This is a genomic window from Rathayibacter sp. PhB179 (assembly GCF_004345345.1).
Taxonomy (GTDB): Bacteria; Actinomycetota; Actinomycetes; order Actinomycetales; family Microbacteriaceae; genus Rathayibacter; species Rathayibacter festucae.
The window spans coordinates 46,352-73,091 of the sequence record NZ_SLVD01000006.1 but is presented as its reverse complement, the minus strand read 5'-3'; the positions used below and the strand labels follow the sequence as shown (position 1 = coordinate 73,091).

Sequence of the window (26,740 nt, the reverse complement as noted above, 5' to 3'; positions counted from 1 at the left end):
CCCGGTCACGCCTCCCCGGTAGGATCTGCCGGATGCACAGCGTCCAGACCGCCCTCGAGACCCTCCGAGCTCTCGCGGCGACACCGACGGTGGCCCGGCTCGCGGAGGCGTTCGCCGCGCAGGGCCACGAGCTCGCGCTGGTCGGCGGCCCCGTCCGCGACGCCTTCCTGGGCCACGGCGTGCACGACCTCGACTTCACGACCTCGGCGCGGCCGGACGACATCGTGCGGATCGTCGCTCCGATCGCCGAGGCGCACTGGGACATCGGCCGGGCGTTCGGCACGATCGGCGCGCGGATCGCCGGCGAGACGGTGGAGATCACCACCTACCGCAGCGACAGCTACGACGGGGTCAGCCGCAAGCCCGAGGTCGAGTTCGGCGACAGCCTGGAGGGCGACCTCGTGCGCCGCGACTTCACCGTCAACGCGATGGCGCTGCGGCTGCCCGAGATCGTGCTGGTCGACCCGGCCGGGGGAGTGGAGGACCTGCTCGCCGGCCGGCTGCGCACTCCGGCCGCCGCCGACCTCTCCTTCGGCGACGACCCGCTGCGGATGCTGCGCGGCGCGCGGTTCACCTCGCAGCTCGGCTTCCGGACGACCGACGAGGTCGAGTGGGCGATGGCCGAGCTGGCCCCGCGCATCGACGACGTCTCCGCGGAGCGGGTGCAGGAGGAGCTGCGGAAGCTCCTCGCGACCGCCTCGCCGCGGGCCGGACTCGAGCTGCTCGTCGACACCGGTCTGGCCGGTTACTTCCTCCCCGAGCTGCCGGCCCTCCGCCTGGAGCAGGACGAGCACCACCACCACAAGGACGTCTACGTGCACAGCCTCACGGTGCTGGAGCAGGCGATCGCGCTGGAGGGGCAGCGGAACCCCGGCGCGGCGCCGGACGTCACCCTCCGCATCGCGGCGCTGCTGCACGACATCGGCAAGCCGGCGACGCGGCGGCTGGAGCCGGGCGGAGCGGTCAGCTTCTACCACCACGACCTCGTCGGCTCGAAGCTGGCGATCAAGCGGCTGCGCTCGCTGAAGTTCGACAAGCAGACCATCGCGGACGTCGCCCGGTTGATCGAGCTGCACCTGCGCTTCTTCGGCTACACCGAGGGCGCCTGGACCGACTCGGCCGTCCGCCGCTACGTCACCGACGCCGGCCCGCTGCTCGAGCGGCTGCACATCCTGACCCGGGCCGACGTGACGACCCGCAACACCCGCAAGGCCGACCGGCTCGCGCACGCCTACGACGACCTGGAGCAGCGGATCGCGGAGCTCGCCGAGAAGGAGGAGCTCGCCTCGAAGCGGCCCGACCTCGACGGCACGCAGATCATGGCGATCCTGGAGCTGCCGCCGGGGCGCGAGGTGGGGCTGGCGTACAAGTTCCTGCTCGAGCTGCGACTCGAGGAGGGACCGCTCGGCGAGGAGGAGGCCGCCCGGCGGCTGAAGGAGTGGTGGGCGGCGCGCTGAGCGTCGTCGCGCGGGATCGGGAGCCGATCAGTCCCGGTCCGTGAGAACGGACTGCCAGTCGCGCGGCACCCGGTCCGCCGGTCCGGGCGTCGACTGGTCGGCGGGGTGGCTCTGCGGGTCGGCGAGACGCGGACCGTCAGCGTAGTCGTCCGTCCGGTAGTCCCAGAACCACTCCTCGCCGGGCTCGAAGCTCCGGATGACCGAGTGGCCGGTCTCGTGGAAGTGCGCGGTCGCGTGCCGGTTCAGCGAGTCGTCGCAGCAGCCGATGTGCCCGCAGAGCGCGCAGCGGCGCAGGTGCAGCCACCACGAGCCGGACTGCTCGCACTCGACGCAGCCGGGGCCGCTCGGCGGGACGGAGGGGTCGATCGTCTGCTGCGTCGTCATGCGCTCAGCTTGTCCCTCCGCGCCGTCCGGCACCAGATCCGTCCCGTCCTCCGGACGACCGTCTGAACGGTTCTCGAACTTCGGAGCGATCCCTCCGTGTCGCGACGCGGCAGGCCTATCGTGGAGCCACTTCTCCCCTGCTTCGGGGAGGAGCGCACGCTGACGTCGACTCGGGCGTGCCCCGGGCCGACCCGAGCACGGAGGTACGACCATGCCGTATGTGACCACGGACGATGACGTCGAGATCTACTACAAGGACTGGGGATCCGCGGACGCGCAGCCGATCGTGTTCCACCACGGCTGGCCGCTGTCCTCGGACGACTGGGACGCGCAGCTCCTCTTCTTCCACGCGCACGGCTACCGCGTGATCGCGACCGACCGCCGGGGCCACGGGCGGTCGGCCCAGGTCGGCACCGGACACGACATGGACCACTACGCCAGCGACGTCGACGCCGTGGTGCGGCACCTCGACCTGCACGACGCGGTCCACATCGGCCACTCCACCGGCGGCGGCCAGGTCGCGCGCTACGTCGCGCAGTACGGCCAGCCGCAGGGCCGCGTGGCGAAGGCGGTCCTCGTCTCCTCCGTGCCGCCGCTGATGGTGCAGACGGAGGCGAACCCCGAGGGCACGCCGATGAGCGTCTTCGACGGGTTCCGCGAGGCGCTCGCCGCGAACCGCGCCGAGTTCTTCCAGGCCGTCGCGTCGGGTCCGTTCTACGGCTTCAACCGCGACGGCGCGGAGGTCTCGCAGCCGGTGATCGACAACTGGTGGCGCCAGGGGATGACGGGCAGTGCGCTCGCGCACTACGAGGGCATCACGGCGTTCTCGGAGACGGACCAGACGGAGGACCTGAAGGCGATCACCGTCCCGGTCCTCGTGCTGCAGGGCGACGACGACCAGGTCGTGCCGTACCAGGACGCGGCGCTGAAGCAGCACGAGCTGCTGCAGGACTCGACGCTGAAGATCTACGAGGGCTACCCGCACGGCATGCTGACGACCCACGCCGACGTGCTCAACCCGGACCTGCTGGCGTTCATCCAGCGGTAGCGCGTCCCGGTGACGGCGGGATCCGGCGGGTGACTGCGGATCCCGCCGGATCGGCCCTGGGCTCGGAGCCCCGCGGATGGTAGGGTCGTCAGGTTGTCCATGACCAGACGCACTCGCGTCCGCGGGAGTGGGCAGATGCTACATACCCTCCTGTCACGGAAATACCGTGGCCGTTCAGTCCGAAGGAGGTGGGTTAGTGACGCATCAGTACGAACTCATGGTCATCCTGGATCCCGAGATCGATGAGCGCACCGTCGCTCCGAGTCTCGACAAGTTCCTCAACGTCATCCGCACCGATGGTGGATCCATCGACAAGGTCGACGTCTGGGGCCGCCGTCGTCTGGCGTACGAGATCAACAAGAAGTCCGAGGGCATCTACGCCATCGTCGACTTCACGTCGACCTCGGCCGCCGCGAACGAGCTCGACCGTCAGCTGAAGCTGTCGGAGGCCGTCATGCGCACCAAGGTGCTCCGCGCCGAAGAGGGCATCGCCCAGGTCGCCGCCGCCAAGAAGCTCGCCGACGAGAAGGCCGCCCGCAAGGCTGCCAAGGCTCCGGCCGCTCCCAAGGCGTAACGCTGATGGCCGGCGAGACGATCATCACCGTGGTGGGGAACCTCACCGCCGACCCCGAGCTGCGCTACACGCAGGGCGGGCTCGCGGTCGCGAACTTCACCATCGCCTCCACGCCGCGCACCTTCGACCGTCAGGCGAACGACTGGAAGGACGGCGAAGCGCTGTTCCTCCGGGCCTCCGTCTGGCGCGAGTTCGCCGAGAACGTCGCGGGGACGCTGACCAAGGGAAGCCGTGTCGTCGCGACCGGCCGCCTGAAGCAGCGCTCCTACGAGACGAAGGAAGGCGAGAAGCGCACCAGCATCGAGCTCGAGATCGACGAGATCGGCCCCTCGCTGCGCTACGCGACCGCTCAGGTCACGCGCGCGGCCGGCGGCGGCGGTGGACGCGGTCAGGTCGGCGGCGGCGGCGGTGGCAACCAGGGCGCGAGCCAGGGCGGCTTCGGCGGCGGCAACGGCGGCAACGGCGGCGGCAACCGCGGTGGCGGCCAGGCCGAGGAGCCGTGGGCGCCCAGCGCTCCGGCCGGTGGCGACGTGTGGAGCACGCCGGGCAGCTACAACGACGAGACGCCGTTCTGAGCCTCCGGCTCGAGCGCGCCCTCACCTGAATCACGCGTCCCCGCCCCGAGAGGGGTGCCGACGGACGCGAACCAGAATCTAAGGAAACCACTATGGCTGGAAAGAGCAGCGGCGACCGCCGCAAGCCGATCCGCGGCAAGGGCGCGAAGAACGCGGCCCCCGCGAAGTCGGTCCGCGTGGGCGTCATCGACTACAAGGACGTCCCGACCCTTCGCAAGTTCATCTCCGAGCGCGGCAAGATCCGCGCCCGTCGCATCACCGGCGTCTCCGTCCAGGAGCAGCGCCTCATCGCCCGCGCCGTCAAGAACGCCCGCGAGATGGCGCTCCTGCCCTACGCCGGCAGCGGAAGGTAGGTAGAAGATGTCCAAGGTCATCCTGACCCACGAGGTCGACGGGCTCGGCTCCGCCGGCGACGTCGTCGACGTGAAGAACGGGTTCGCCCGCAACTACCTCATCCCGCAGGGCTTCGGCGTCGCGTGGACCCGCGGTGGCGAGAAGCAGGTCGAGCAGATCAAGTCGGCGCGAGCCGCTCGTGAGCACAAGACCATCGAGGAGGCTCAGCACACGAAGCAGGTCCTCGAGGCCAACCGCGTGAAGCTGACCGTCAAGGCCGGCAAGGACGGGCGCCTCTTCGGCTCCGTCAAGACCTCCGACATCGCGACTGCGGTGGCGGCGGCCGGCTACGGCGAGCTCGACAAGCGCAAGATCGTGATCTCGAACGCGATCAAGAACGTCGGCGAGCACGAGGCCGTGGTGCGTCTGCGCGACGACATCCAGGCCACCGTGAAGCTGCAGGTGGTCGCGGCCAAGTAAGGCCGCGAGAACGCCGCGGAGGGCGGTGCGACGGGACTTCACGGTCCCCTCGCACCGCCCTTCGTCGTTGCGGTTCTCCACAGCTCCATCCACATACACCCTCGCGGGAGGGCAACCTTCAATGTGGTCTGGAGACTCTTTTCCCCACACACCTGTGGAAAGAAGGAAAAGCCTGGTCAGGACGCCGAAAAAACTTGTCCGACAGTCGAGTTCCCACAGGGTTCTCCACATGTTGCCCACAGCGGCCGCGGCGTTTCCCGCTCGTTCTCCACAGTTCTCTCCACAGGGTGGTTTGACCCCGGCGGCGGGCGGTCCGTAGTGTGGCGCAGCGCCCCGCGAGGGGAGCGGGGCGGGCGCCGAGCGTCCGCTGTCGGAGGTCGGGCGTAGACCTGTTCCCGGCACTCGCGACAGACGGCTCGACCGTGTCGCCACCCGTTCCGCGAGGCACCCGACAGGAGGAGGCGAAGGCATGACGATCGCGCACCTGGCGGTTCCCGGCTCGGACGGACGAGACGGGCGGGACTCCCGAGGGGACTCCCCGCGCAGCAACGAGCGCACGCCCCCGCACGACCTGCTCGCGGAGCAGTCGGCGCTCGGCGGCATGCTGCTCTCGAAGGACGCCGTCGCCGACGTGGTGGAGAGCGTCAAGGCGACCGACTTCTACATCCCCAAGCACGAGATCGTCTTCGAGGCGATCCTGGCGCTCTACTCGCACGGCGAGCCGACCGACGTCATCGCCGTCACCGACGAGCTGACCAAGCAGGGCGAGCTGCAGCGCGCCGGCGGCGCCGACTACCTGCACTCGCTCACCGCGATGGTGCCGACCGCGGCGAACGCGGGCTACTACGCGTCGATCGTGGCCGAGCGCGCGCTGCTGCGCCGCCTGGTCGAGGCGGGCACCCGCATCGCGCAGATGGGCTACCAGGGCGAGGGCGAGGTGCTCGACCTCGTCAACACGGCGCAGGCCGAGATCTACAACGTCACCGGGTCCGAGACGGCGGAGGACTACGTCCCGCTGACCGACGCGGTGACCGTCGCCATCGACGAGATCGAGGCCGCGGCGCACAAGGACGGCGCCTTCACCGGTGTGCCGACCGGCTTCGCCGACCTGGACGACCTCACCAACGGCTTCCACCCCGGCCAGATGATCATCGTCGCGGCGCGACCGGCGCTGGGCAAGTCGACGCTCGCGCTCGACTTCGCCCGCGCCGCCGCGATCAAGCACAACATGGCGACCATCTTCTTCTCGCTCGAGATGGGGCGCAGCGAGATCGCGATGCGCCTGCTCTCGGCCGAGGCGTCCGTTCCGCTGCAGCACATGCGCAAGGGCACGGTCGACCAGCGCGATTGGACGACCATCGCCTCCACCCGTGGCCGCATCAACGACGCTCCGCTCTACATCGACGACTCGCCGAACCTCACGCTCGTCGAGATCCGCGCGAAGTGCCGGCGGCTCAAGCAGCGCATCGGCCTGAAGATGGTCGTCATCGACTACCTCCAGCTGATGACCTCGGGCAAGAAGGTCGAGAGCCGCCAGCAGGAGGTCTCCGAGTTCTCGCGTGCACTGAAGCTGCTCGCGAAGGAGCTGCAGGTGCCGGTCATCGCGCTGTCGCAGCTGAACCGTGGACCGGAGCAGCGCGCCGACAAGCTGCCCGCCATCTCCGACCTCCGCGAGTCCGGCTCGATCGAGCAGGACGCCGACATGGTGATCCTGCTGCACCGCGAGAGCGCCTACGAGAAGGACAACCCGCGCGCGGGCGAGGCCGATCTCATCGTCGCCAAGCACCGCAACGGTCCGACCCGGACGGTGACCGTGGGCTTCCACGGCCACTTCTCCCGCTTCGCGGACATCCCGGCGGTCTGACGCTCGTGGCTGCACAGGATCCGGTCGAGGAGGTCGCGCTCGACGGGGAGAGCATCCGGCTCGGGCAGTTCCTGAAGTTCGCGGGGATCCTCGACTCCGGCGGCGAGGTGAAGGAGGCCGTCGCGGACGGCTTCGTCAGCGTGAACGGCGAGGTGGACCGGCGGCGCGGGCGGCAGCTGGCGGTCGGCGACGTCGTGGAGTTCGGCGGGCGCCGGTTCCGCGTCGGGGCGTAGGACTCGTTCGGACGTCTCCTCTTCCGGGCGCAGCGGGTGCGTGGCTAGCATCGGGGCGTGCGACGCCGGGGTCGCACCGGTCAGGAGGCTCCGATGGGGTTCGTCAGCTACGGGATGCTCGTGTCGATCGACGGGTTCGTCGCGGCGGCGGACGGCGACATCTCCGGTCTCCCCGCGCCCGGGCCCGCGCTGCACCGGGTGTTCAACGAGGGGCAGCGGGCCGCCGCGCTGTCGGTCTACGGCAGCCGGATGTGGCGGATGATGGCGTACTGGGGCCGGCCGGATCCCGAGTGGGACGAGGTCGCCGAGGACTTCGCGCAGGCGTGGGTCGAGACTCCGAAGGTCGTCTTCTCGTCGACGGTGACCGAGGTGCCCGAGGGTGTGAGGCTGATCGCGTCCGATGCGGTCGACGCGTTCCGGCGGATCAAGTCCGAGACCGAGGGTGCGATCGAGGTGAGCGGGCCGACTCTGGCCGCGTCGCTCGGGGCGGCCGGGCTGATCGACGAGTACCGGCTCTACACGCAGCCGTTCGTGCTGGGCGGCGGGACGCCGTACTTCGCTGCGGGGTTCCGACCGGAGCTGCGCTTCCTCGGCAGCGAGCCGCTGCCGGAGGGCGCGGTGCTGACGCGGTACGCGCCGCGGTGAGCGGGCAGCGGCAGCATCTTGCTGCGTCGGACGCCAAGGACTCGACGTTCCGCGCCGGTACCGGTCCGACAGTCCGCGCCGCGTGGGCACCTGGTAAAGTCGAACCAATCGACCCCCTCCCAAGCCTCTCCTTGAAGCTCAAATGGGAGGGGCCTTTTTTATGGGTATCGGGGTACTGCAGTGGCTCTGAAGCCGAGCCTTTCGTGGGCGCAGCAGGTTCAGTTGCTTCGCCAGCGCGACCTCGCCATCGGTGACCCAGCGGCCTGCGAGAGATTCCTAGCGGCGCAGAACTACTACCGGTTCTCCGGCTATGCAAGGTATTTTCAGCGCGCCCCACAGGACGGCGACGACATGTTCGTCCAGGACACCTCCTTCGAAGGGATCCGGAGGATCTACGACGCAGACGAAGAGCTGAGGCAGTCGCTCAGCGCGCAGCTCGCGCGCGCCGAGATCCTCCTCCGCAGCCACACCGCTCATGTCATCGCCGATCGACACGGCCCCTACAGGTCGTATCTCTCGGGCGCCTTCTACTCGGAGGCTCCCTCTGTGGAGCCGACCGCGGAGGCGTGCCTCCGAGACATCGAACGCAGTCGGGAGAGGCACATTCTGCGGTTCACAGCGAACACTCGCGAGGTGGGGACTGCACGCTTCGATGCGCTGCCGATCTGGTCCGCAGTCGACGCTTGGTCGTTCGGCACGCTGTCGAAATGCATCGAACGCGGTGATTCCGGGTCGTTGGCCGGCGCAGTCGCCTCGAGCCTCGGCGTCGCTCAGGCGGGATTCGCGTACCGAGTGCGGGCGCTCGTGTATCTCCGCAACAGGTGTGCTCACCACAGTCGGCTGTGGAACCACTCGATCATCGACGCCGGACCGACGCCGAACAACGTCCGGACGAAGGCGAAGCGTCTGGCCGGGCAGTTCGATCCGAGATCCGTGCTCGACGTCGTCGCGTCGCTTGATGACATCCTCCTTCGAGGTGCAGGCGCCGTAGCCATCCTTCCGTCGCTCTTCGTCGAGCACTCACCACACGAGCCCTTCTGGCGGGGACTCCGCGCGCCGCAGACCACTCACGATCAGCACGACCACATCCCCTGAGGAGACGGGTCGAAGCGCAGCGCCGATGGCCCGTCGGAAGACACGGCGTCTAGCCGAGGGTCGGACGTGCGGTCTCGCCGGCGCGGGGGTCCGCGTCGATCAGCTCTCCGTAGCGCTCGAGCTCGATCTGCTGCAGGGTCTTCCCCCGGGTCTGCGGGGCCCAGATCGCACCGACGGCGAGGGCGATCAGCAGCAGCGCGATCATGACGAGACCGACCACCGGGACGCCGCGGGCGGCGAGCACCGTCGGGAAGTAGGAGCTGAGCACCCCGACTGCGACGCGGGCGGCGAAGAACAGGACTCCCTGCGCGCTCGCGCGGTACGGGGTGGCGAACAGCTCGCTCGCCCACAGGCTGTAGAACGCCTGCGCGCCGATGCCCGCGGAGACTCCCCAGCAGACCGCGAACAGCAGGAGGACCGGGAGCGTGACCTCGGCGAACACGAGCAGCACCCAGGCGACGATCCCCAGTGCCGCACCGGCGGTGTACAGCAGCCTGCGGCTCACCCGGTCGCCGAACCGCATGAAGCCCAGCCAGGTCGCCAGAACGGTGCAGCTCCAGAGCAGCACCTGGAGCAGATTCTGCGCGACGGGGTCGGCGACTCCGGCCGTGGCGTAGACCCGAGGCATGAAGATCCCCATCTGACCCGCGCACACCCCCCAGAAACCGTAGATCCCGAAGAGGAAGACCAGGGCCCTGACGTTCGTCGGCCTCGAGAGAAGCTCCCGGAGGCCGCGACGCGGTGCGCGGGTCCGCAGTGCGCGGCTGTTCGACTCCTTCCAGAGGACCGACTCGTGGAGTCCCTGGCGGATCCACCAGACGACGAACGCGACAAGGAACAGGTGGACGAAGACGAGTCGACTGCCCAGCAGGCCCAGGGGGGCGAGCACGGTCGCCAGCGTGAAGCCGACGACCGGACCCATCGACCAGGCCAGCTGCGCCGTGCCGACGTGCTTCGCGCGCCGGCCGGCCGGTGCCTCCTCAGCGATGTACGTCCAGGACGCCGGGACGCCGGCGCCGACCGCGATCCCCGTGAGGACGAAGGCGGCCCCCAGCATCCAGACGTCGAAGGCGAACGCCGCCAGCAGGATCCCGACCATGTAGAGGATCAGGTCGTAGGTGTAGATGAACTTGCGACCGTAGCGGTCGCAGAGCGGTCCGCCGATCAGAGCGCCGACCGCGGCTCCGAACGCGTTCGCGCTGACGGCCGCGAGCAGGCCGACGGCCGTGTCGTCGATGCCGAACTCCGCCTGCCAGAAACCGAGGCTGGTGGCGATCGCGATGATCGAGCCGGCCTCGATGTAGTTCGACATCGCCACCGAGACGGTGGCCTTCCAGCCGGTGGTGGAGGTCGCTCCGAGACGTGCCATTGGACTGTTCTCCCTTGAACGAGGTGGTCGTGCGGTGTGGATGGACTCCGAGGTCAGAGCCGGACCCGGCGGAAGGCCACGCCGAGGATGTCGGCGGCGGCCTGGAGGTCGCGTGCGCGGTGGCCGATGCACAGCGCCCAGTGGTGGTCGACGCCCGAAGCGCTCCACTCGTCGACCCAGAGCCCCGGATCGCCGCCGAAGTCGACGCGGGACGTGGTGTTGCCGATCCGCAGCAGGGGGCCGGGCACCACGGTGCCCTCGGAGGCGACGAAGACGTACGAGCCGTCGCGCTCCTGACCGAGGCCGAAGACGGTCACCGGGCCGGGGCGGACGTCGAGCTCGACCGAGACGCCCCAGCCGCGCTTGCCGTGGAAGACGCCGAGGCCGCGCAGCAGCGGTTCGCCGGACGAGATCGCGAGGTGCGCGGGTCCGTCGTGGCCCATCTCGACCACGCCGTCGAGGAAGTTCAGGCCCTGGATCTCGGTGAAGGAGCCGCCGGCTCCGAGGCGCTGGGCGATCAGCATCGCGAGCGACGCGCGGAGCTCGTACTCGCCCGCGACCGGGACACCGCGGGCCGTGAGCAGCGATGCGCCCAGGATCATGCCGGCGCCGAGTCGCTCGTGCTGCTCGCCGTTCAGGCCGCGGTGATAGTAGGCGAGCGAGTCGAGCCGGAAGTCCTCGATCAGCCGGTCGAGGCCCACTGAGACCTTCGCGGCCCAGGAGAAGTCCTCCTCGTCGACGGTGTCGTCGACCGTGAAGACGCGCTGTGCCAGCTGCAGGCGCTCCTCCACCTCGGTGTCGGTCACCGCTTCGACACGGACGCGCAGGTCGTCGAACTCGAGGACCTCGACGTGCGAGCCGAAGGTCGTCGAGACCGTGGTGAGGTCGGTCGAGACGTCGAGCATCCCGGGATAGAGGTGCCCCATGAGGCCGTGCCTGCCGTGGCGCAGCGCGGCGCGCACGTGAGCGGCGCCGATCCAGCGGCCGATGCGCTCCCACGCGCTCTCGTCGCGCAGGTGGCCGGAGACGGAGCGGAACGGGATGCCGGCGCGGCGGAACACGTTGCCCATCTCGGGTACGGAGCACTGCCCGCAGTAGGCGAGCCACTCCCTGGTGCCGAAGCTCTCGTGGTCCATCGCCGCCGTGGGCTGGAGGTCGATGATCAGGACGGGAGCGCCCGACCGCTGCGCGATCGGCAGGACCATCGACGCGGTGAGGTAGGTGGTGAGGAAGACCACGAGGAGATCGGGATCGGCCCGGCGCAGCGCCTCCGCCGCCGAGGCCGCGCCGTGGGCGTCGCTGATGAAGCCGGCGTCGGTCACCTCGACGTCGAGCTCCGCCAGGCGGTCGGAGACGTAGCGGGCCGACTCCTGCAGCTGAGGCAGGAGGGCGGGGAACTGGGGCCAGTAGGCCCCCAGCCCGCCGGCGACGAGTCCGACGCGGGTCTGCCGACGGACGGTCTCGGGAAGCAGCTCTGCGACTCGCGCGCGCTCTGCGGACATGGTGCGAACTCCTGTGGTCGACGTGGAACGGACGGGCGGGCGGCGGCCGGGCCTTGCGTCTGCGGGTGCGGAGCGGCCGTCCCGTGGAACGTTTCACCACGGTAGGCGCGCAGTGCTCCGCCGGGGCGACCGTCACCATCGGGTGGCGCGTTCCGGCCACTGCGTGGATGGGAGTCCGCGGAGTGCGGGCCGGACCGGCGGCGGCGCGTGGGAGGCTCGGATCGAGTCATCAGCAGGGGAGCGGGCGTGGAGACGGCGGAGTCCCGCCGGACGCCACCCGCCTCCGAGGAGTCAGGAGCGCGCGCATGCAGGTCGGAACGCACGTCGAGTCGGTTCAAAGGTCGCCTCGCGACGGGACGGAGGGGCTCGCATGAAGGTGGGAGTTCATTTCATGAACTTCACGCTGCCGGGGGGCAGTGCCGGGATCGCGCCGATCCTCGGGGCCACGGCGCGGACGGCGGAGGACGTCGGCTGCGAGTGGTTCACGCTGATGGACCACTACTTCCAGATGGAGCAGTTCGCGACGAGCGAGGATCCGATGCTCGAGGGGTACACCTCGCTCGGGTTCGTCGCGGGGCGGACGGAGCGGCTGCGGCTGGGACTGCTGGTGACCGGGGTGACCTACCGGCACCCGGGGCTGCTGGCGAAGATCGTGACGACGCTCGACGTGCTGTCGGGCGGGCGGGCGATGCTCGGTATCGGTGCGGCCTGGTATGAGCGGGAGCACCTCGGGCTGGGCGTGCCGTATCCGGCGCTGAAGGAGCGGTTCGAGCGGCTCGAGGAGACGCTGCAGATCTGCAAGCAGATGTGGAGCGAGAACGACGGGCCGTACACGGGGAAGCACTTCCAGCTGGCCGAGACGCTGAACCACCCGGAGCCGATCCAGCGGCCGGGGCCGCCGATCCTGATCGGGGGCAGCGGAGAGAAGAAGACGCTGCGGCTGGTCGCGGAGTACGGCGACGCCTGCAACCTGTTCGCGATCGGGGCGGAGGGGATCGCGCACAAGCTCGACGTGCTGCGTCGCCACTGCGACGAGCTGGGGCGCAACTACGACTCGATCACGAAGACGATCATCGGCGGCGGCGACCCGGTCGGCGACCCGGACGGGTTCGTGCGGGCGATGGAGGAGTACGCGGCGCTCGGGATCTCGCTAGTCGAGCTCGCGCCGCAGGGGCCGGACCCGGAGGCGTACGTGGCGCGGCTGGGCGAGGGCGTCGTGGGGCGGCTGGCGGCGATCGGCTGAGGGCGCGGTCTCGATACGCCGCTGCGCGGCTACTCGACCAGCATGAAGGGGCGCCGCGCGGCTGGTCGACCGGCATGAAAGGGGCGCTGCGCGGTTGGTCGACCGGCAGGGAGGGGAGCTGCTCGCACAACATCAGCTGAGAGCACCCGGCCTCCGCTGTCAGCGGAGGGACCCCTGTCTCAGCTGATGTTGTGCGCGTCGGCGGCGGCAGAACGTCAGCCGAGGACGTGCGTCGTCGCCGAGGGGCGCTGAGAGTTACTCCCGGCTGATGTTCTGCGTCCGGATCGGGTGCATGGTCTGCAGGTCCGAACTGTCGGGCGCGCCCCATGCTGATCGAGTAGCCCGTGGAGCGGGCGTATCGAGAGCCGGCAGCGCCAGAAGGACGAGTCTGCAGACCTGGCCTTCATTGGACGGTGGGTCTCGATACGCCGCTGCGCGGCTACTCGACCAGCATGAAGGGGCCGCTGCGCGGCTGCTCGACCAGCATGGAGGGCCGCTGTGCGGCTGCCCGACCAGCAGGTCTGCGGGCGACTCTTCCCAGTGGATCCGGCGTCAGGGGGCGGGGGTGCAGCCGCAGGTCTCGCCGAGGACGAGGGTGGTCGGCAGGAGGACGTGGCGCACGGGGGCGTCGGCCAGGGTCTCGTCGAGGAGCTCGAAGGCGATGCGGGCCATCTCGCGGACGGGGACGGCGACGGTGGTGACGCGGACGCCGCCGAGCAGTGCCTCGCGGATGCCGTCGAAGCCGACGATCGCGAGCTCGGCCGGGACGCGGATCCCCTCCTGCGACGCGGCTCGGAGGAGGGCGAGGGCGTGCTCGTCGGTGGTGGCGAAGACGGCGCGCGGGCGTTCGGTGCGCAGGATCGTGCGGAGGGCGGCCTCGGCCGAGACGCGGTCCATCGGCACGCGGTGCAGGCGGCCTGCGGCGCCTCCCCTCGCCTCTGCCCAGAAGCGGGCGCGGAGGCCCGAGGGGCCGAAGTCGTCGGGGCCGGTGACGCAGTGCACGTCCGCGTGGCCGTGGGAGAGCAGGTGCTCGACCGCGGCTCGCACGCCCTGCTCGTCGTCGAAGACGACGCTCGGCTCGGTGTCGGTGGGAGCCGCGGAGTGCAGGAAGACGCGCGGGGCGGTGTCGGCGGTGCTGGCGGGATCGATGGTGATCAGGAGGATGCCGGCGGTGCGCAGGTCGGCGAAGGTGCGCTCGTAGCCGCGCTCCACCTCCGGGTCGTACTCGGTGTTGCCGAGGAGGGTCAGCAGCGAGCGGCGGCGGGCCTCGTGCTCGATCTCGCGCGCCAGCTCGCCGAAGAAGGCGTTGGAGGAGTCGGGGACGAGCAGGCCGACCAGATTCGAGCGGCCGACGCTGAGCGCCTCGGCGAGGGTGTTGCGGCGGAAGCCGAGCTCGGTGATGGCGGTCTCGACGCGGGCGCGGAGCTCGGGGGAGACGGGGCGCGGGCCGTTGTTGACGACGTAGCTGACGACGGTGGCGGAGGTGCCGGCCGAGCGGGCCACATCGGCGAGGGTGGGGCGCCGGGGGCGGGCTGACATCCGGTCAGCTTAAGGGAGGGGGGTGGGGGGATCTCGATACGCCCGCTGCGCGGGCTACTCGATCAGCATGAAGGGGGCCGCTGGGCGGGTGGCGCGATCGGCAGGGGAGGGGCGCCCGCTGCGCGGGTGCTCAATCGGTGGGGGCGCCCGCTGCGCGGGTGCTCGATGGCGAGGAGCGGGCGGGGCGGCCTGGAATGTTTCACACGGGCGTAATAAACGGGCGGGTGGGGGAAACAGGGCGCGACTATGGTCACGCTAACCGCTTAGAACCGTCGACTCCCCTGGAGCGTCATGCACGCCACCCTCACCCCGTTGCGCCGCGCCGCGCTGCCCGCTACGGCGGCCGACGCGTCCGGTGACTCCCGGGTCGTCCGAGCGCTGACCCGCACCGCGTGGGCGCAGGCCGTGCTCCGCGCGGTCGCCGCGGCCTCGAACCTCTCGTTCGCGCACACCCGGGTCGCCGTGCTCGGGACCGGGCCGCTCGCCGTCGAGCTGGCGACCAGGACCGCCGCGACGGGTGCTCGCGTGATCGTCGTCGGCGACGACCCGGTCGCGCTGGTCGAGATCACCCAGCTCGGGCTGACGGTGCAGACGGCGGACTCGGCGGACCTGCGGGATGCGACGATCGCGTTCGCAACGGGCGAGCTCCGCGCGCCGGTCGCCGCGGCGCTGCTCGGCACCGGCGGTCCGCTGCTCCTGGTCGACGCGGGGGAGGAGCGGCCGGCCGTGACCGCGGTCACCGACCCCTCCTCCGGCCGCCCCGGGATCGACCGGATCGCGGACGCCGAGCGCGAGCTCTTCCTCCTCGTGGCGCGCGACGTCGCCGACGGCTCGACCCGCCGCACGCGCGAGCAGCTGTCCGCGCGCTTCGCGGCCGCGGTCGAGGCCGCCCGGAAGCAGGACCCGTCGCCCGGCGATCTCCACGAGCGCGCCGACCGTGCCCTCGCGCTGGAGCTGCTCCGATGACCGCGTCGATCCGGGACGCCTCGCTCTGGCGGCAGGGGCAGGACAAGATCGACTGGGCCGCGCGCTTCATGCCGGTGACCCGCGGGATCGCCGGACAGCTCCGCGAGAGCGGCACCGTGCGGGGCCTGCGGATCGGGCTGGTGCTCGTGCTCGAGCCCAAGACGGCGACCCTGGCGCTCGAGCTGGCGGCGGCCGGCGCCGACGTCAGCGTGATGTGCGGCGCCTCCAACACCCACGACGACACCGCGGCCGCCCTGCAGCACGCGGGGATCGCGGTCTTCGCCCGCTCGGACGCGAGCGCCGCCGACGACCGCGCGTTCGCGCTCGGACTGCTCGACCGGCGGCCGGACATCCTGGTCGACGACGGCTCGTCGGTCACCCGGCTCGCGCACACCGACCGGCCCGCGGTCTTCGAGACCTTGCGCGGCGCGACGGAGGAGACCACGAGCGGCCTGCGCCCGCTCCGGGTGATGGAGCGCGAGGGCGCGCTGCGGATCCCGGTGCTCGCCGTCAACGACGCGCGCTGCAAGACGCTCTTCGACAACCGGCACGGTACCGGGCAGTCGACGCTGCTGACCATGCTCGACCTGCTCGCGACTCCGCTCGACCGCGCGCACGTCGTCGTCGCCGGCTTCGGGCCGGTCGGCCGCGGGGTCGCCCAGCACGCCCGCGCGCTCGGCGCCCGCGTGACGATCGCGGAGGTCGACCCGGTCCGCGCGCTCGAGGCGGTCTTCGCCGGCTACGACGTCGACGCGCTGGAGTCGGCGGCCGGCAGCGCCGACCTGCTGATCTCGGCGACGGGCATCGCGCACACCATCGACGTGGAGCACCTGCTCGCCCTGCCGGAGGGGGCGGCCGTGGCCGTCTCGGGCGGCGTCGCGCAGGAGATCGCGATCGACACGGCGCTCGCCGCGGGCGCGACCCGGCGGAGCATCGGCCACGCGCTGGAGAGCTTCACGCTGCCCAACGGCCGTTCGATCGTCGTGCTCGACGACGGCGGCTGCATCAACTGCACCGCCGGTGAGGGGAACCCGATCGAGATCATGGACCTGTCCTTCGGCGTCCAGGTGGCCGCCGTCGACCTGCTCGCGCGGGAGGCGGGGAGCCTCGCTCCGGCTGTGCACCTGCTCCCGCCCGAGGTCGACGACCGGGTCGCCCGCGCCAAGCTCGACGCGCTCGGGCTGCGGATCGACGCGCCGAGCAGCGCGCAGCGCGACTTCCTCGGCAGCTGGACCTCGACCGGCCGCCGGGCCGCGCCGCAGCGGGACGGAGCGCGCTCGTGACCGAGCTGCTGCGCCTCGAGGGCGTCGGAGTGACCTACCGCAACGCCGAGCAGCCGTCGCTGGTCGACGCGAGCTTCTCGGTGTCGAGCGGGGAGGTCGTGCTGGTCGCGGGTCCGTCCGGGTGCGGCAAGAGCACGCTGCTGCGGGTGCTGAACGGGCTGGTGCCGCGCTCCTACCGCGCCGAGGTGACCGGGCGGATCGAGGTCGAGGGGCGGGACGCGACTCCGCTGGCCCTGCGCGACATCTCGGAGGTCGTCGGCACGCTGCTGCAGGATCCGGGCAAGCAGGTCGTTGGGCACAGCGTGCTCGCCGAGATCGCCTTCGGGCTGGAGAACCGCGGGACGCCTCCCGCCGAGATCCGCGAGCGCGCACACCGGGTCGCCGAGCGACTCGGGCTGACCGCGCTGCTCTCGACGCCGCCGCACGAGCTCTCCGGCGGGCAGCTGCAGCTCGTCGCCTTCGCGGGGATCCTGGTGCTCGATCCGCGGGTGATCGTCATCGACGAGCCGCTGGCCAACCTCGATCCCGACGCGGCGGACGTGCTGCTGCGGGCGGTGCGCGCCTACGTCGACGGCGGCGGGGCTGCCGTGGTCGTCGAGCACCGCGTCGACGAGGTGCTCGCGCTCGAGCCGGACCGCGTCGTCTACCTGGAGGAGGGGCGGGTCGTCTACTCGGGCGGTGTCGCCGGGTTCCTCGAGGTCGCATCGCCCGAGTCGGTGAAGCTGCCGTTCGAGGCGCTGCTCGCCGGCGCCGCGGGGGAGGAGTCGCCCGAGGAGGAGGCGCGTCCGGCCCCGGCCGGTGCCGCCCGCCTGCACTTCGACGGCGCCGAGCTCGGCTACGGCGCGCGGACGATCGTGGCCGCCGTGGACCGCCGCTTCCACGCGGGCGAGCGGGTGGCGATCCTCGGCCGGAACGGCGCCGGCAAGTCGACGCTGATGCGCGCGGCCGTCGGCCTCGTCGCGCCGACCCGCGGCCGGGTCCTGCTGGACGACCGTCCGGTGCACGAGCTGACCGCGGCCGAGCTCGTCTCGACCTGCGGATACCTCTTCCAGAACCCGGGCCAGGCGCTCTTCAGCGAGACGGTCGAGGCCGAGCTGGCGTTCGGGCCGCGCAATCTCGGGGTGCCGGCGGAGGAGATCCCCGCGATCGCCGACGCCGCGCTGCGGGCCGTGTCGCTCGACGACGTGCCGGGGATCCTGCAGCGGCCGCCGCGCACGCTCTCCTTCGGGCAGCAGCGCCGGCTCGCCGTCGCGCTCGCCCTCACGCTGCGGCCGCGGACCCTGATCCTCGACGAGCCGACGGCGGGGCAGGACGAGCGCTCCTCCCGCCACTTCCTCGACGCGGTCTGGGCGATCGACGGGATCGACAGCGTCTACTTCATCACCCACGACGTCGACATGGCGCTCGCCCGAGCCGACCGCGTGGTGGTCGTCGACGGCGGCGGGATCGTCGCCGACGCCAGCCCCGCCGAGGTCGTGCACGACGCGGCGCTCTGGCACGGCCCGGGAGTCGACCCCGGCCACTCCCGCGCGGTGCTGCGCGAGACCGACTTCGTGCGCGCCGCCCGGCGCCACGGACCCGCGAGCGGCCGCCTCCCGCGCCCGCTCGACCTCGCCCGGCGCCTCCGCCGTGCGCAGCAGGGCCCCGGCAGCACCCCCGACGCCGGACGCACCGCCGATCCCCGCAGCTCCTCTCCCTCCCTCGAAAGGACACACCCGTGACCGCCACCACCTCCACCGCCGCGAAGACCGGCCCCTGGGCCGTCTCCTCCCGCACGATCGTCTTCGGCGCCGTCGGCGCCGCCCTCTACGGCGCGCTCGGCGCCCTGAGCTTCGTGATCCCCGGGACGATGATCTCGATCCGTCCCGCGATCGCGATCATCCCCTTCGTGGGCCTGCGCTTCGGACCGGTCGCCGGATTCTTCACCGGTGCCGTCGGCAACGCGATCGTCGACCAGATCATGGGCTACGGCTTCCTCACCTACTGGAACTGGAGCATCGCGAACGGCCTCGTCGGCCTGCTCGCCGGACTGATCGGCTACTACGCGAAGGAGCCGCGCACCACCGGCCGCCAGCTCGTCTGGGCCGCCGCCATCGCGGTCGCCGCGGTCGTCGTCGGACTGCTCTTCACCGCCACCGACTTCCTGTTCCTCGGCCAGACCTTCCAGTACTGGTTCTTCGGCTCCTACCTCCTGGCGATCCTCGCCACCGGCATCACCGCGGTGATCCTGGTGCCCGTGCTCGACCGGGTCTGGAAGCCGCTGCAGAACCTCGCCGGACGCTGACGGGCGCCCGGGATGGAGGTCTCGCCTCGATACCTCGGCGGTGACTCCTTCCTCGGCCGCCGGGATCCGCGCGTGCTGATCCTGGTGCCGGTGATGTTCGTCGTCACGGCCAGCCAGGTGCGCGATCTGCGCTGGATGGCGGCGCTCGCCGTGGTCGCCTTCGCGTACTACCTCAGCGCGCGGATCCCGTTCCGCGAGGTCCGCTCGAACTGGGCCGTCGTGGCCGTGTTCGTGCTGGTCTTCGCGGGGATCAACGGGCTCATCGTCGGCGCGACCGGCAGCGGCGAGCCGGAGGCCGGCGCGACGCTGTTCACGGTGCCGGTCGTCGGGCTGGCGATCACGGAGGGGGCGGTGTCGTACGCGGTCAACCTGCTGCTGCGCTTCCTCACTCTGGTCGCGGTCGGGTTCCCGCTCGCGTTCGCCATCCGCCCGGGAGACCTCGCGGTCGCGTTCGCGCGGCTCGGGGTGCCGGCGCGCTTCGCCTACGGGATCGACCTCACCTTCAAGTTCCTGCCCAGCGCGGCCTCGAACCTGCAGGAGACGGCCGCGGCCCAGCGGCTGCGCGGCTACGAGCGGACGCAGACCCGCAATCCGATCCGGCGCCTGCGCGAGGTGGCGCCGCTGATGGTGCCCGTCACCATCACGTCGTTCGTGGACGCGGAGGACACGGTGGACGCCCTCGATCTGCGCGGCTTCGGGACGCGCAAGCGCACCTGGCTGCGGGAGATCCGGTACACGCCGGTCGACTGGGCGGTGACGGGCGGCGCGGTGCTGCTGGCGGTCGCGGCGAGCACGGCGAGTCTCTCGGGACTGATGCCGTCGGCGTGGATCCCGTGAGCGGCGCGGTGTCGCTCGGGCGCGAGAGCGCCGGGAGCTCGACGTCGGTGCTCACCGTGCACAGCGCGCCGTGGGTGCTGCCGGTGGCGGGCGAGCCGGTGCGGGACGGAGCGGTCGCCGTGCGCGGCGAGCGGATCGTCGCCGTCGGTCCGCGGGACGAGGTGCTGGCGGGGCTCCGCGACGAGTCGCCCGCGGTGCGGGAGTGGCCGGGCGCGATCGTCCCGGGCCTCGTCAACGCGCACTCGCACCTGCAGTACACCTGCATGTCCGCGGTCGGCCGGGGCCGGTACGCCGGCTTCGAGGACTGGTCGCGCGCCTTCCAGGAGGTCTACGAGCAGCCGCACGACTGGGGCGCCTCGGCGGCCGCCGGGCTCGAGATCGCGGTCACGACCGGGACGACGGCGATCGCCGACATCGTCACCGACCTCGATGCGCTGCGCGTGCTCGAGGACGGCCGCGTGCACGGGATCGCCTACTGGGAGCTGATGAGCCTCCTCGAGGACGACTGGCGCGGCAGCGGGCGCGCGATCACCGCCGAGCTGGTGCGCACCTCCGGAGTGACGCGCATCGGGCTCTCGCCGCACGCCCCGTACTCGCTGGACACCCCGGTGCTGAGCGACCTGACCGGGCTCTCGCAGGAGCTCGGCGTGCGCCGGCACCTGCACCTGGCCGAGTCGGCCTGGGAGGCGGAGTACACGATGCACGGCCGCGGCGACCTGGCGGAGCAGTGGCGCCGCTGGGGCTACGACGGCTTCCACCTGCTGCGCAACGGCGGCAGTGCGCTGCGTCCGGTGGCGTACGCGGAGACGATCGGCGCGCTCGGCGACGACGTGCACATCGCGCACGGGATCTACGTGGACGCGGACGATCGCGCGACGCTGCGGCGCACCGGCACCTCCGTCGCGCTGTGTCCGCGCTCGAACGCGGTCATCGGGCTCGACGAGGCGCCGGTCGCGGACTACCTGCGCGAGGGGAACGCGATCGCGGTCGGGACGGACTCGCTGTCGTCGACGCCGTCGCTGGACCTGCTCGGGGACGTGGCCGAGCTGTGCCGGATCGCGCGGGCGCAGGGGTACGCGGGGCGGGATCTGCACGCGCGGCTGCTGGCCGCCGCCACGCTCGGCGGCGCGGTGGCGATGGGGGCGGCGGAGTCGTTCGGCACGCTGGTGCCGGGGGCGCTCGCCGACCTCGCGGTCCTGGGCGTGTCGGGCTCTTCTTCCGACGACGTGCTCGCCGCCGTCGTCGAAGCCGGCGAGGGGACCGCCCTCGCCACGATCATCTCCGGGGAGGTCCGATGGCAGGCGCGGAGCTGAGCGGGTTCGTCGACCGGCTGAGCGTCGACGGGCGGGTGCTCGAGCGGGTGCGGCGGCCGGCGCTCGCCGAGACGATGGGGCTGGAGCCGCACCCCGAGGGCGGCTGGTACCGGCGGACGTGGGAGTCGCCGGAGCGGCTGACGCTCGTCGGCGCAGACGGCTCGGTGCGGGAGCGGCCGGCGGCGACGCTGATCGTCTTCCTGCTGCCGGCGGGCGAGGCGTCGGCCTGGCACCGGGTGTCGTCGGCGGAGACCTGGATCTGGAACGGGCCCGGCCGGGTGGCGCTGCAGTACGGCGGGCTCGGCGAGGAGCCGGAGGACGGCGAGACGGTCGTGCTCGGCTCGGCGTTCGAGGGGCTGCCGGTGCAGGCGCTGGTGCCGGCCGATGTGTGGCAGCGGACGCTGCCGTCGGCGGAGGACGCAGTGGTGAGCTGCCTGGTGTCGCCGGGCTTCGACTTCGCCGACTTCTCGATGCCGGAGTAGCGGCGGGTCGGGTCTCGAGAGGCCGCCGGAGGCGGCTACTCGACCAGCACGGAAGGGGGCACTGCGGGGCTGCTCGACCAGCATGGGAGTGCGCATCCGCGGCTGGACTGCTCGACACGTCGGGAGGCATCGATTCCGTCAGCAGTGACGTGAACGCGTCATCGTTGTGCTTCAAGCGCCCGGAATTTCGCTGCGCGGAGTGGGGGCACCACCCTGGTGTGCAGGTACGCCGATGCCGACTGCGACAGCGGTCGTACCTCGACACCACGGGAGATGCACATATGACGAACGACGACTCCCTCCCACAGACGCCCAGCGGTGAGGGCGCGGTGCACCGGCGGACGCTCGTCGCCGGAGGGGTCTGGACGGTGCCCGTCATCGCCCTGGCGACGGCGGCTCCGGCCGCGTCGGCGTCTCCTGCCCCCTGCCCGTCGGTCACCGATCCTGCTCAGTGGCGGCGCTACGACAACGGCTACGGCTATCACGGGGCGTCCGGCATCGAGGAGAAGAACGGCGCCGTCTTCTTCTACCAGCAGGCGGACGATTCGGGCTCCGCCGAGGGGTTCAACCTGGAGGTCTGGTGGGGTGCCATGCTGCCGGTCGTCGCGGGGACCACCTACACCTTCCTCTACCGGGCCGGTGGCTCGTACGCACAGACCGGCGACGACAGGACTCGCGGTCCGCAGTACGCCCGGCTCGAGATCGACGACGTGCCCATCTCGCCGAACTACAGCACCGACACGAGTCAGTACGGCGACGTGCAGCTGACCAAGGACTTCTCGTTCGTCGACTACTCCACCCGGTGGACGGCGAACACCACGGGATCGGTCCAGCTCATGTGGCACTTCATCGTTCCCGGACGAAAAGGAGTGAGGACCGACGCGAACGACGACATCCGCATCACGCTGCCGATGATCGCCTGCTCGTAGAGGCGCCGAGCAGCCCGTGGGGCGGGCCCCTCCATGCTGATCGAGTAGCCCGCGCAGCGGGCGTATCGAGATCCACCGTGGCCTGGACGGTGGGTCTCGATACGCCGCGTTCCGCGGCTACTCGACCAGCCTGAAGCGCGCGGCCTGCGGTGACTCGGCCGGCATGAAGCGCGCGGCCTGCGGCCGGTCGGCCGGGATGGAGCGCGCGTTCCGCGGCTCGTCGACCGGCAGGGGTGCGCGGACCGGGCGGGTATCGTGAGCCGCATCATGCCCGTCGACTCCGCCCTCGAGGCCTCCGGCTCGGGGAGACGCCTGCAGCGCCGGGTCGCCGAGGGGCTCGGGCGGGAGATCGCGTCGGGGGTCCGGGCGGCGGACTCGCAGATCGTGCCCGAGGAGATCGGCCGCCGGTACGACGTGTCGCGCACGGTGGTGCGCGAGGCCTTCCGTGCTCTCGAGGCGCGGGGGATGATCCGGGCCCGCCCGCGCGCGGGGACGCAGGTCCAGCCGGAGAGCTCGTGGAACCTCCTCGATCCGGATGTGATCCAGTGGCGGGCGGCCGGGCCGGCGAGCGAGACGCAGCTGCAGGAGCTCCTCCTGCTGCGCGAGGCGGTCGAGCCCGCCGCGGCCCGGCTCTTCGCGGCGAGCGGCCGGACCGCCCGGCAGCACGAGCTGTCGGCCGCGGCGGCGGAGCTGGCCCTCGCGGCCGAGGCGCGATCGCTGCCCCGTTTCACGAGCGCGGATCAGAGCTTCCACCGGATCCTGGTCGAGGGGTCGGGCAACGCGGTGCTCGCCCAGCTGCTCGGCACCCTCGCCGCCGCGCTCGACAGCAGGTACGGCAGCGGCGTTCCGACCTTCACCGCCGCGACCGATCGTGCGGTCGACCAGCATCGGCGGCTCGCGGAGGCGATCGCCGCCGGGGACGCCGATCGCGCGGAGAGCGCGGCGCGCACGCTCGTCCGCGACACCGCCGAGGAGATCCGGGCGACGTCGACCGGCCCAGGGACGGCCTGAGCCGAAGCGGTCAGTGGTGCCCTCGGGCGCCGGCGTCGATCACTCCGCGGCTGCGAGGCCCTCGTACGCGCGGCTGGGGATCTGCGTGGCGAGCTTGCCGCCGCTGACGTCGACGAGCGTGCCGGTGATGTAGCTCGCGGCGTCGCTGGAGAGGAAGCAGAGCAGGTCGGCGATGTCGTCGGGCGTGCCCCAGCGGCGCAGGCTCAGCGTGTCGAGGAGCCGCGCCTTCGCCGCCTCCGGCATGTCCGCGAAGCCGTTCATCGCGGTGGGGATCATGCCCGGCGCGTAGGCGTTGACGGTGATGCCCCACGGCCCGAGCTCGCCGGCGAGGACCCGGGTGAACTGCACGACGGCCGCCTTCGAGGCTCCGTAGGCGGCGGCGCCGATGCTCGGAACGATCGCCGCGAACGAGGCGGCGTTGATGATGCGACCGCCGCCGCGCGCCTTCATCACCGGGACGACGGCCTGCGAGACGAGGAAGGTGCCGCGGACGTTCACGTCGAACGCGGCGTCCCAGCGCGACGGATCGAGGGTCTCGATGCTGCCCTCGACGTTGATGCCGGCGTTGTTGACCAGGACGTCGACGTGGCCGAACCGCTCGACCACCGCGTCGATCGCCGTCCGCACCGACGCCGGATCGGTGACGTCGCAGACCAGCTGCTGCGCGTCGCTCGAGGGGGAGGGGAAGGCCAGGTCGAGGGCGGCGACCCGCGCGCCCTCCGCCAGGAAGCGGTCGACGATCGCGCGGCCGATGCCGCGCCCGCCGCCGGTGACCACGACGACCAGACCGGTGAGATCGATGAGCACGGCAGCCTCCTATTAGTATGATTAATCGATCGTCACCGTAGCATCGAAGGGACGCCCCATGGACACCGAAGTCGCTCGCAGAGTCGCCTGGATCACGGGAGCCGGCTCCGGGATCGGGGCCGCGTCCGCCGAGCGCCTGGCGGCATCGGGCTGGACGGTGGCGCTCAGCGGGAGGTCCCGCGAGCGCCTCGACGCCGTCGCCGAGCGGATCGGTGGTGCCGGCGGGGACGCCCTCGTTGTCCCCCTCGACGTGAGCGACGGGGAGGCGGTGCCCGCCGCCCGGGACGCGGTGCTGGCCGCGGTCGGCCGCATCGACGCGCTGGTCCTGGCGGCCGGGCTCAACTCCCCGCGGCGGACCTGGGGGGACCAGCGGCTGAGCGAGCTCGAGCAGATCGTGCGCACCAACCTGTTGGGACCGGTGGGCGTGATCGACGCGGCGCTGCCCGAGCTGAGGGAGCACGCCGGCGCGGTCGTGCTCGTCTCCTCGTACTCGGCCTGGGCGTTCGCCCCGATCGCGGGGGTCGGCTACAGCGCGAGCAAGAAGGCGCTGGCCGAGATCGCCCGCACCCTGAACGCTCAGGAGGCCGCCTCCGGGATCCGCGCCTGCCACCTCTGCCCCGGCGACGTCGCGACGGACTTCCTCCGCCACCGGCCGCAGGTCCCGGACGATGAGGCCCGTGCCCGGATGCTCTCGCCGGACGACGTCGCCCGCGCGGTCGAGTTCGTCCTCGAGTCCCCGGCCCACGTCCGCATCGACGAGCTCGTGCTCTCGCCGGTGTCGCAGCGCTGACGGCCTCCGGGCCTTCGTCGGCGACCGCTGGACGGTCGCGTTCGTGCCGGGCTGTGCCCGCGCGTCCGCGGACGGCCGACCCTGCTACTTCGGAGTCGGCTGCGTCTTCGGCTGGGCGGGAGACGCAGCCGACTTCCCGACGGAAGCACTGCTGCGGGTGACGTACCGGCCAGTGGTCGGGCTGATCCGCGCGCCGCTGACTCGGAAGCCGCCGTTGCCGAGGCTCTGGAACGAGTTGCTGCTGCTGTTCGTCATCGCTGTCTCCTTGTCCTTCGTTGATCGTAGTTGCGCGAGGCGGCTCACACGAGGGAGTCGCTCAGCCGTTCGCTCCACGCGTTCGCGATGTCGAGCACCTGGTCGAACCACATCGCCTTCGACGTGGAGAACGCCTCCGCGGTGCCGGGAAGGCCGACGCTCAGCACCGCGGTCGCGATGTCCGGCAGACCCGCGAAGGACACCCTGATCGGAAGGGCGAGCACCGTGCCCCAGCGATTCGTTCCGGCCGGGTCGAGATTCTGGAACACGATGCTCTCCGCACCGAGGGTCCGGCCGGCGACCCAGGCGCTGTCGTGTCCGCTCGGCACGAGGCGGATGTCGGACGTTGCTCGATAGGTCCGGTCCTGGGAGGCGTACCGTCCGACGCTGCCCGCTCCGTCCGCGAGCCACAGGCTGACGCCGAGCTGCTCGACGTCGAAGGCGTCGCGCAGCGTCCGCGCGTCGTCGTCCAGTGCGTCGGAGTACTCCGGCTGGCGGACGTCGAAGCCGTCGACGTGGAGATCCCAGAGCGCGGTCGCCCGCTGCTGCGGCGAGCGGTACCGAGGTCGATGCAGATGACGGAGCTCGCGGATGATCTGCGCGGCATCGGTGAAGTCCTCGAGAAGGATCGGCTGCAGTCCGGCAGCTCTCCACTGCCCGGCGAGGGCGCTCTTGATCTCGTCGAATCGCTCTCTCGAGACGCCGAAGGCCTGGCGCGCGAGAAGCACCAGCGCCGCGTTGCCGTCAGGCGAGTCGGCAAGAGCGACGTGGAGCCAGCGCCGGACGTCCGGATCTCGGTAGGACGTTCCGGCGATGACGATGGCGCCGTCCTGCGCTGCCTTCTTGAGCAAGCGCTGCTGCCAGCAGTCCTGGTCGCCGAGCAGCTCGTTGTAGTCGGACAGGGTCAGGACGACGCCCTCGCTCCGCGAAGGGGAGGCGATTCCGTGCAGGTGGTGCACGACGTACGCGGTCGAGGACTCGTCGTCGTCGACGCGACCCTCCGCGGTTCCTTCGATGTCGATGGCGTCCTCGAGGAGGATGTCGAAATTCAACGTCGCCACCGTGGTCTCGTCGGTTCTCCCGTCGAGGGCGTGGCCGGCAGCCGCGAGATGCAGCGACGAAGGCGACAGATCCTGCAGCCCTTGGTAGAGCGCGGCCCTGACGCGCTGGTCCCACCGGTCCAGAGTGCTCTTCGCGGCTTCAGCGACGAGGAGTGGGTCCTGCCGCTGCACGAGCTCCTGCGCGGCGGACTCCGAGGAGACGGCCCCGCTCTTCAGGAGGAGCCGAACGGCGAGCTCGTCCCACCCGGGCAGCCCCGATGACGTCGACGCACCGGCACCGAGCAGCAGGGTGACATGCCGATCGACGCCGGAGTCTCGGAACGGAGCCAGGACATCCGCGTTCAGGTCGGGGGCGCTCACCAGCGCATGATGCCATGCGGG

The 26,740-nt window shown here is 71.5% G+C and carries 28 protein-coding genes; 21 read left to right on the top strand and 7 right to left on the bottom strand.

Features of this window, described 5'->3' with window-relative positions; all coding sequences use genetic code 11:
* Positions 1–32 precede the first annotated feature (32 nt).
* Complete coding sequence (locus tag EDF43_RS13275) at positions 33–1,457, top strand: CCA tRNA nucleotidyltransferase (RefSeq protein WP_132437309.1); 1,425 nt, start codon at positions 33–35, stop codon at positions 1,455–1,457.
* Between the two features lie 27 nt (positions 1,458–1,484).
* On the opposite strand, the gene EDF43_RS13270 is transcribed toward EDF43_RS13275, so the two are convergent.
* Entirely contained in the window at positions 1,485–1,841 is a 357-nt protein-coding gene (locus EDF43_RS13270) for a UBP-type zinc finger domain-containing protein (RefSeq protein ID WP_123706124.1), read from the bottom strand.
* A 211-nt stretch (positions 1,842–2,052) separates the two neighbouring features.
* On the opposite strand from EDF43_RS13270, the gene EDF43_RS13265 reads away from it, so the two are divergent.
* The 9 genes from EDF43_RS13265 to EDF43_RS13225 all read left to right on the top strand — a co-directional run bounded on the left by EDF43_RS13265 (position 2,053) and on the right by EDF43_RS13225 (position 8,688).
* The gene (locus tag EDF43_RS13265) at positions 2,053–2,889 is read left to right on the top strand and encodes an alpha/beta hydrolase (RefSeq protein WP_123736138.1); all 837 of its coding nucleotides are present in this window, start codon (positions 2,053–2,055) and stop codon (positions 2,887–2,889) included.
* Between the two features lie 196 nt (positions 2,890–3,085).
* Positions 3,086–3,463, top strand: a complete 378-nt coding sequence (gene rpsF / locus EDF43_RS13260; protein ID WP_123447279.1) for a 30S ribosomal protein S6 — start codon at positions 3,086–3,088, stop codon at positions 3,461–3,463.
* Positions 3,464–3,468: 5 nt separating this feature from the next.
* Positions 3,469–4,038, top strand: a complete 570-nt coding sequence (locus EDF43_RS13255; protein WP_132437308.1) for a single-stranded DNA-binding protein — start codon at positions 3,469–3,471, stop codon at positions 4,036–4,038.
* Positions 4,039–4,130: 92 nt separating this feature from the next.
* Positions 4,131–4,391, top strand: a complete 261-nt coding sequence (gene rpsR, locus EDF43_RS13250) for a 30S ribosomal protein S18 (RefSeq protein WP_056039813.1) — start codon at positions 4,131–4,133, stop codon at positions 4,389–4,391.
* Between the two features lie 7 nt (positions 4,392–4,398).
* Positions 4,399–4,851, top strand: a complete 453-nt coding sequence (rplI, locus tag EDF43_RS13245) for a 50S ribosomal protein L9 (RefSeq protein ID WP_123447282.1) — start codon at positions 4,399–4,401, stop codon at positions 4,849–4,851.
* Between the two features lie 469 nt (positions 4,852–5,320).
* Complete coding sequence (gene dnaB / locus EDF43_RS13240; RefSeq protein WP_123447283.1) at positions 5,321–6,715, top strand: replicative DNA helicase; 1,395 nt, start codon at positions 5,321–5,323, stop codon at positions 6,713–6,715.
* A gap of 5 nt (positions 6,716–6,720) precedes the next feature.
* A complete protein-coding gene (locus tag EDF43_RS13235) occupies positions 6,721–6,948 on the top strand; it encodes an RNA-binding S4 domain-containing protein (protein WP_123706127.1) in 228 nt (75 codons plus the stop codon).
* 93 nt (positions 6,949–7,041) lie between these two features.
* On the top strand, positions 7,042–7,593 hold the full coding sequence (locus EDF43_RS13230) for a dihydrofolate reductase family protein (RefSeq protein WP_132437307.1): 552 nt from the start codon (positions 7,042–7,044) through the stop codon (positions 7,591–7,593).
* Positions 7,594–7,773: 180 nt separating this feature from the next.
* Positions 7,774–8,688: an Abi family protein gene (locus tag EDF43_RS13225; RefSeq protein ID WP_243582960.1), complete on the top strand. Its 915-nt coding sequence runs from the start codon at positions 7,774–7,776 to the stop codon at positions 8,686–8,688.
* 49 nt (positions 8,689–8,737) lie between these two features.
* Here EDF43_RS13225 and EDF43_RS13220 read toward each other — a convergent pair whose 3' ends face one another.
* Positions 8,738–10,057 carry an MFS transporter gene (locus EDF43_RS13220; protein ID WP_132437306.1) on the bottom strand — a complete coding sequence of 440 codons (1,320 nt, stop codon included), beginning with the start codon at positions 10,055–10,057 and terminating at the stop codon, positions 8,738–8,740.
* Positions 10,058–10,110: 53 nt separating this feature from the next.
* Entirely contained in the window at positions 10,111–11,559 is a 1,449-nt protein-coding gene (locus EDF43_RS13215) for an L-fucose/L-arabinose isomerase family protein (protein WP_132437305.1), read from the bottom strand.
* A 370-nt stretch (positions 11,560–11,929) separates the two neighbouring features.
* On the opposite strand from EDF43_RS13215, the gene EDF43_RS13210 reads away from it, so the two are divergent.
* Positions 11,930–12,802: an LLM class F420-dependent oxidoreductase gene (locus tag EDF43_RS13210; protein WP_132437304.1), complete on the top strand. Its 873-nt coding sequence runs from the start codon at positions 11,930–11,932 to the stop codon at positions 12,800–12,802.
* 552 nt (positions 12,803–13,354) lie between these two features.
* Here the strand turns inward: EDF43_RS13210 and EDF43_RS13205 are convergent.
* Positions 13,355–14,341, bottom strand: coding sequence for a LacI family DNA-binding transcriptional regulator (locus EDF43_RS13205; protein WP_132437303.1), 987 nt, complete (start codon positions 14,339–14,341; stop codon positions 13,355–13,357).
* Between the two features lie 291 nt (positions 14,342–14,632).
* Here EDF43_RS13205 and EDF43_RS13200 point away from each other — a divergent pair, with 291 nt between their 5' ends.
* From EDF43_RS13200 to EDF43_RS13160, 9 genes are all read left to right on the top strand, one after another.
* Positions 14,633–15,307: a hypothetical protein gene (locus EDF43_RS13200; protein ID WP_132437302.1), complete on the top strand. Its 675-nt coding sequence runs from the start codon at positions 14,633–14,635 to the stop codon at positions 15,305–15,307.
* A complete protein-coding gene (locus EDF43_RS13195; protein ID WP_132437301.1) occupies positions 15,304–16,590 on the top strand; it encodes an adenosylhomocysteinase in 1,287 nt (428 codons plus the stop codon). The genes EDF43_RS13200 and EDF43_RS13195 overlap by 4 nt, the downstream gene beginning before the upstream one ends.
* Positions 16,587–18,311 carry an ABC transporter ATP-binding protein gene (locus EDF43_RS13190; protein ID WP_132437300.1) on the top strand — a complete coding sequence of 575 codons (1,725 nt, stop codon included), beginning with the start codon at positions 16,587–16,589 and terminating at the stop codon, positions 18,309–18,311. Before EDF43_RS13195 ends, EDF43_RS13190 begins: the two co-directional genes overlap by 4 nt.
* Positions 18,308–18,874, top strand: a complete 567-nt coding sequence (locus EDF43_RS21875; protein WP_123447291.1) for an ECF transporter S component — start codon at positions 18,308–18,310, stop codon at positions 18,872–18,874. The genes EDF43_RS13190 and EDF43_RS21875 overlap by 4 nt, the downstream gene beginning before the upstream one ends.
* A gap of 12 nt (positions 18,875–18,886) precedes the next feature.
* On the top strand, positions 18,887–19,711 hold the full coding sequence (locus tag EDF43_RS13180; protein ID WP_123447292.1) for an energy-coupling factor transporter transmembrane component T: 825 nt from the start codon (positions 18,887–18,889) through the stop codon (positions 19,709–19,711).
* A complete protein-coding gene (locus tag EDF43_RS13175; protein WP_347812543.1) occupies positions 19,699–21,024 on the top strand; it encodes an amidohydrolase family protein in 1,326 nt (441 codons plus the stop codon). Before EDF43_RS13180 ends, EDF43_RS13175 begins: the two co-directional genes overlap by 13 nt.
* Entirely contained in the window at positions 21,006–21,506 is a 501-nt protein-coding gene (locus tag EDF43_RS13170; protein ID WP_132437299.1) for a cupin domain-containing protein, read from the top strand. The genes EDF43_RS13175 and EDF43_RS13170 overlap by 19 nt, the downstream gene beginning before the upstream one ends.
* Before the next feature lie 281 nt (positions 21,507–21,787).
* On the top strand, positions 21,788–22,435 hold the full coding sequence (locus tag EDF43_RS13165; protein WP_132437298.1) for a hypothetical protein: 648 nt from the start codon (positions 21,788–21,790) through the stop codon (positions 22,433–22,435).
* Between the two features lie 267 nt (positions 22,436–22,702).
* The gene (locus EDF43_RS13160; protein ID WP_132437297.1) at positions 22,703–23,446 is read left to right on the top strand and encodes an FCD domain-containing protein; all 744 of its coding nucleotides are present in this window, start codon (positions 22,703–22,705) and stop codon (positions 23,444–23,446) included.
* 39 nt (positions 23,447–23,485) lie between these two features.
* Here EDF43_RS13160 and EDF43_RS13155 read toward each other — a convergent pair whose 3' ends face one another.
* A complete protein-coding gene (locus EDF43_RS13155) occupies positions 23,486–24,253 on the bottom strand; it encodes an SDR family NAD(P)-dependent oxidoreductase (protein ID WP_132437296.1) in 768 nt (255 codons plus the stop codon).
* Between the two features lie 58 nt (positions 24,254–24,311).
* On the opposite strand from EDF43_RS13155, the gene EDF43_RS13150 reads away from it, so the two are divergent.
* Positions 24,312–25,043, top strand: a complete 732-nt coding sequence (locus EDF43_RS13150) for an SDR family NAD(P)-dependent oxidoreductase (protein WP_132437295.1) — start codon at positions 24,312–24,314, stop codon at positions 25,041–25,043.
* A gap of 84 nt (positions 25,044–25,127) precedes the next feature.
* On the opposite strand, the gene EDF43_RS21870 is transcribed toward EDF43_RS13150, so the two are convergent.
* Together EDF43_RS21870 and EDF43_RS13145 are read right to left on the bottom strand one after the other, a co-directional pair.
* Entirely contained in the window at positions 25,128–25,298 is a 171-nt protein-coding gene (locus tag EDF43_RS21870; RefSeq protein ID WP_159423922.1) for a hypothetical protein, read from the bottom strand.
* 44 nt (positions 25,299–25,342) lie between these two features.
* Positions 25,343–26,719, bottom strand: coding sequence for an SIR2 family protein (locus EDF43_RS13145; RefSeq protein ID WP_132437294.1), 1,377 nt, complete (start codon positions 26,717–26,719; stop codon positions 25,343–25,345).
* Positions 26,720–26,740 lie beyond the last annotated feature (21 nt).

Excerpts from the sequence above, each read along its gene's own strand:
- EDF43_RS13150 (WP_132437295.1), top strand. The coding sequence starts at position 24,312 with ATGGACACCGAAGTCGCTCGCAGAGTCGCCTGGATCACGGGAGCCGGC.
- EDF43_RS13205 (WP_132437303.1), bottom strand. The coding sequence starts at position 14,341 with ATGTCAGCCCGCCCCCGGCGCCCCACCCTCGCCGATGTGGCCCGCTCG.
- EDF43_RS13215 (WP_132437305.1), bottom strand. The coding sequence starts at position 11,559 with ATGTCCGCAGAGCGCGCGCGAGTCGCAGAGCTGCTTCCCGAGACCGTC.
- rplI (WP_123447282.1), top strand. The coding sequence starts at position 4,399 with ATGTCCAAGGTCATCCTGACCCACGAGGTCGACGGGCTCGGCTCCGCC.
- EDF43_RS13275 (WP_132437309.1), top strand. The coding sequence starts at position 33 with ATGCACAGCGTCCAGACCGCCCTCGAGACCCTCCGAGCTCTCGCGGCG.
- dnaB (WP_123447283.1), top strand. The coding sequence starts at position 5,321 with ATGACGATCGCGCACCTGGCGGTTCCCGGCTCGGACGGACGAGACGGG.
- EDF43_RS13170 (WP_132437299.1), top strand. The coding sequence starts at position 21,006 with ATGGCAGGCGCGGAGCTGAGCGGGTTCGTCGACCGGCTGAGCGTCGAC.
- EDF43_RS13165 (WP_132437298.1), top strand. The coding sequence starts at position 21,788 with ATGACGAACGACGACTCCCTCCCACAGACGCCCAGCGGTGAGGGCGCG.
- EDF43_RS13160 (WP_132437297.1), top strand. The coding sequence starts at position 22,703 with ATGCCCGTCGACTCCGCCCTCGAGGCCTCCGGCTCGGGGAGACGCCTG.
- EDF43_RS13180 (WP_123447292.1), top strand. The coding sequence starts at position 18,887 with ATGGAGGTCTCGCCTCGATACCTCGGCGGTGACTCCTTCCTCGGCCGC.
- EDF43_RS13195 (WP_132437301.1), top strand. The coding sequence starts at position 15,304 with ATGACCGCGTCGATCCGGGACGCCTCGCTCTGGCGGCAGGGGCAGGAC.
- EDF43_RS13270 (WP_123706124.1), bottom strand. The coding sequence starts at position 1,841 with ATGACGACGCAGCAGACGATCGACCCCTCCGTCCCGCCGAGCGGCCCC.
- EDF43_RS13210 (WP_132437304.1), top strand. The coding sequence starts at position 11,930 with ATGAAGGTGGGAGTTCATTTCATGAACTTCACGCTGCCGGGGGGCAGT.
- EDF43_RS21870 (WP_159423922.1), bottom strand. The coding sequence starts at position 25,298 with ATGACGAACAGCAGCAGCAACTCGTTCCAGAGCCTCGGCAACGGCGGC.
- EDF43_RS13230 (WP_132437307.1), top strand. The coding sequence starts at position 7,042 with ATGGGGTTCGTCAGCTACGGGATGCTCGTGTCGATCGACGGGTTCGTC.
- EDF43_RS13265 (WP_123736138.1), top strand. The coding sequence starts at position 2,053 with ATGCCGTATGTGACCACGGACGATGACGTCGAGATCTACTACAAGGAC.
- EDF43_RS13220 (WP_132437306.1), bottom strand. The coding sequence starts at position 10,057 with ATGGCACGTCTCGGAGCGACCTCCACCACCGGCTGGAAGGCCACCGTC.
- rpsR (WP_056039813.1), top strand. The coding sequence starts at position 4,131 with ATGGCTGGAAAGAGCAGCGGCGACCGCCGCAAGCCGATCCGCGGCAAG.
- EDF43_RS13255 (WP_132437308.1), top strand. The coding sequence starts at position 3,469 with ATGGCCGGCGAGACGATCATCACCGTGGTGGGGAACCTCACCGCCGAC.
- EDF43_RS13200 (WP_132437302.1), top strand. The coding sequence starts at position 14,633 with ATGCACGCCACCCTCACCCCGTTGCGCCGCGCCGCGCTGCCCGCTACG.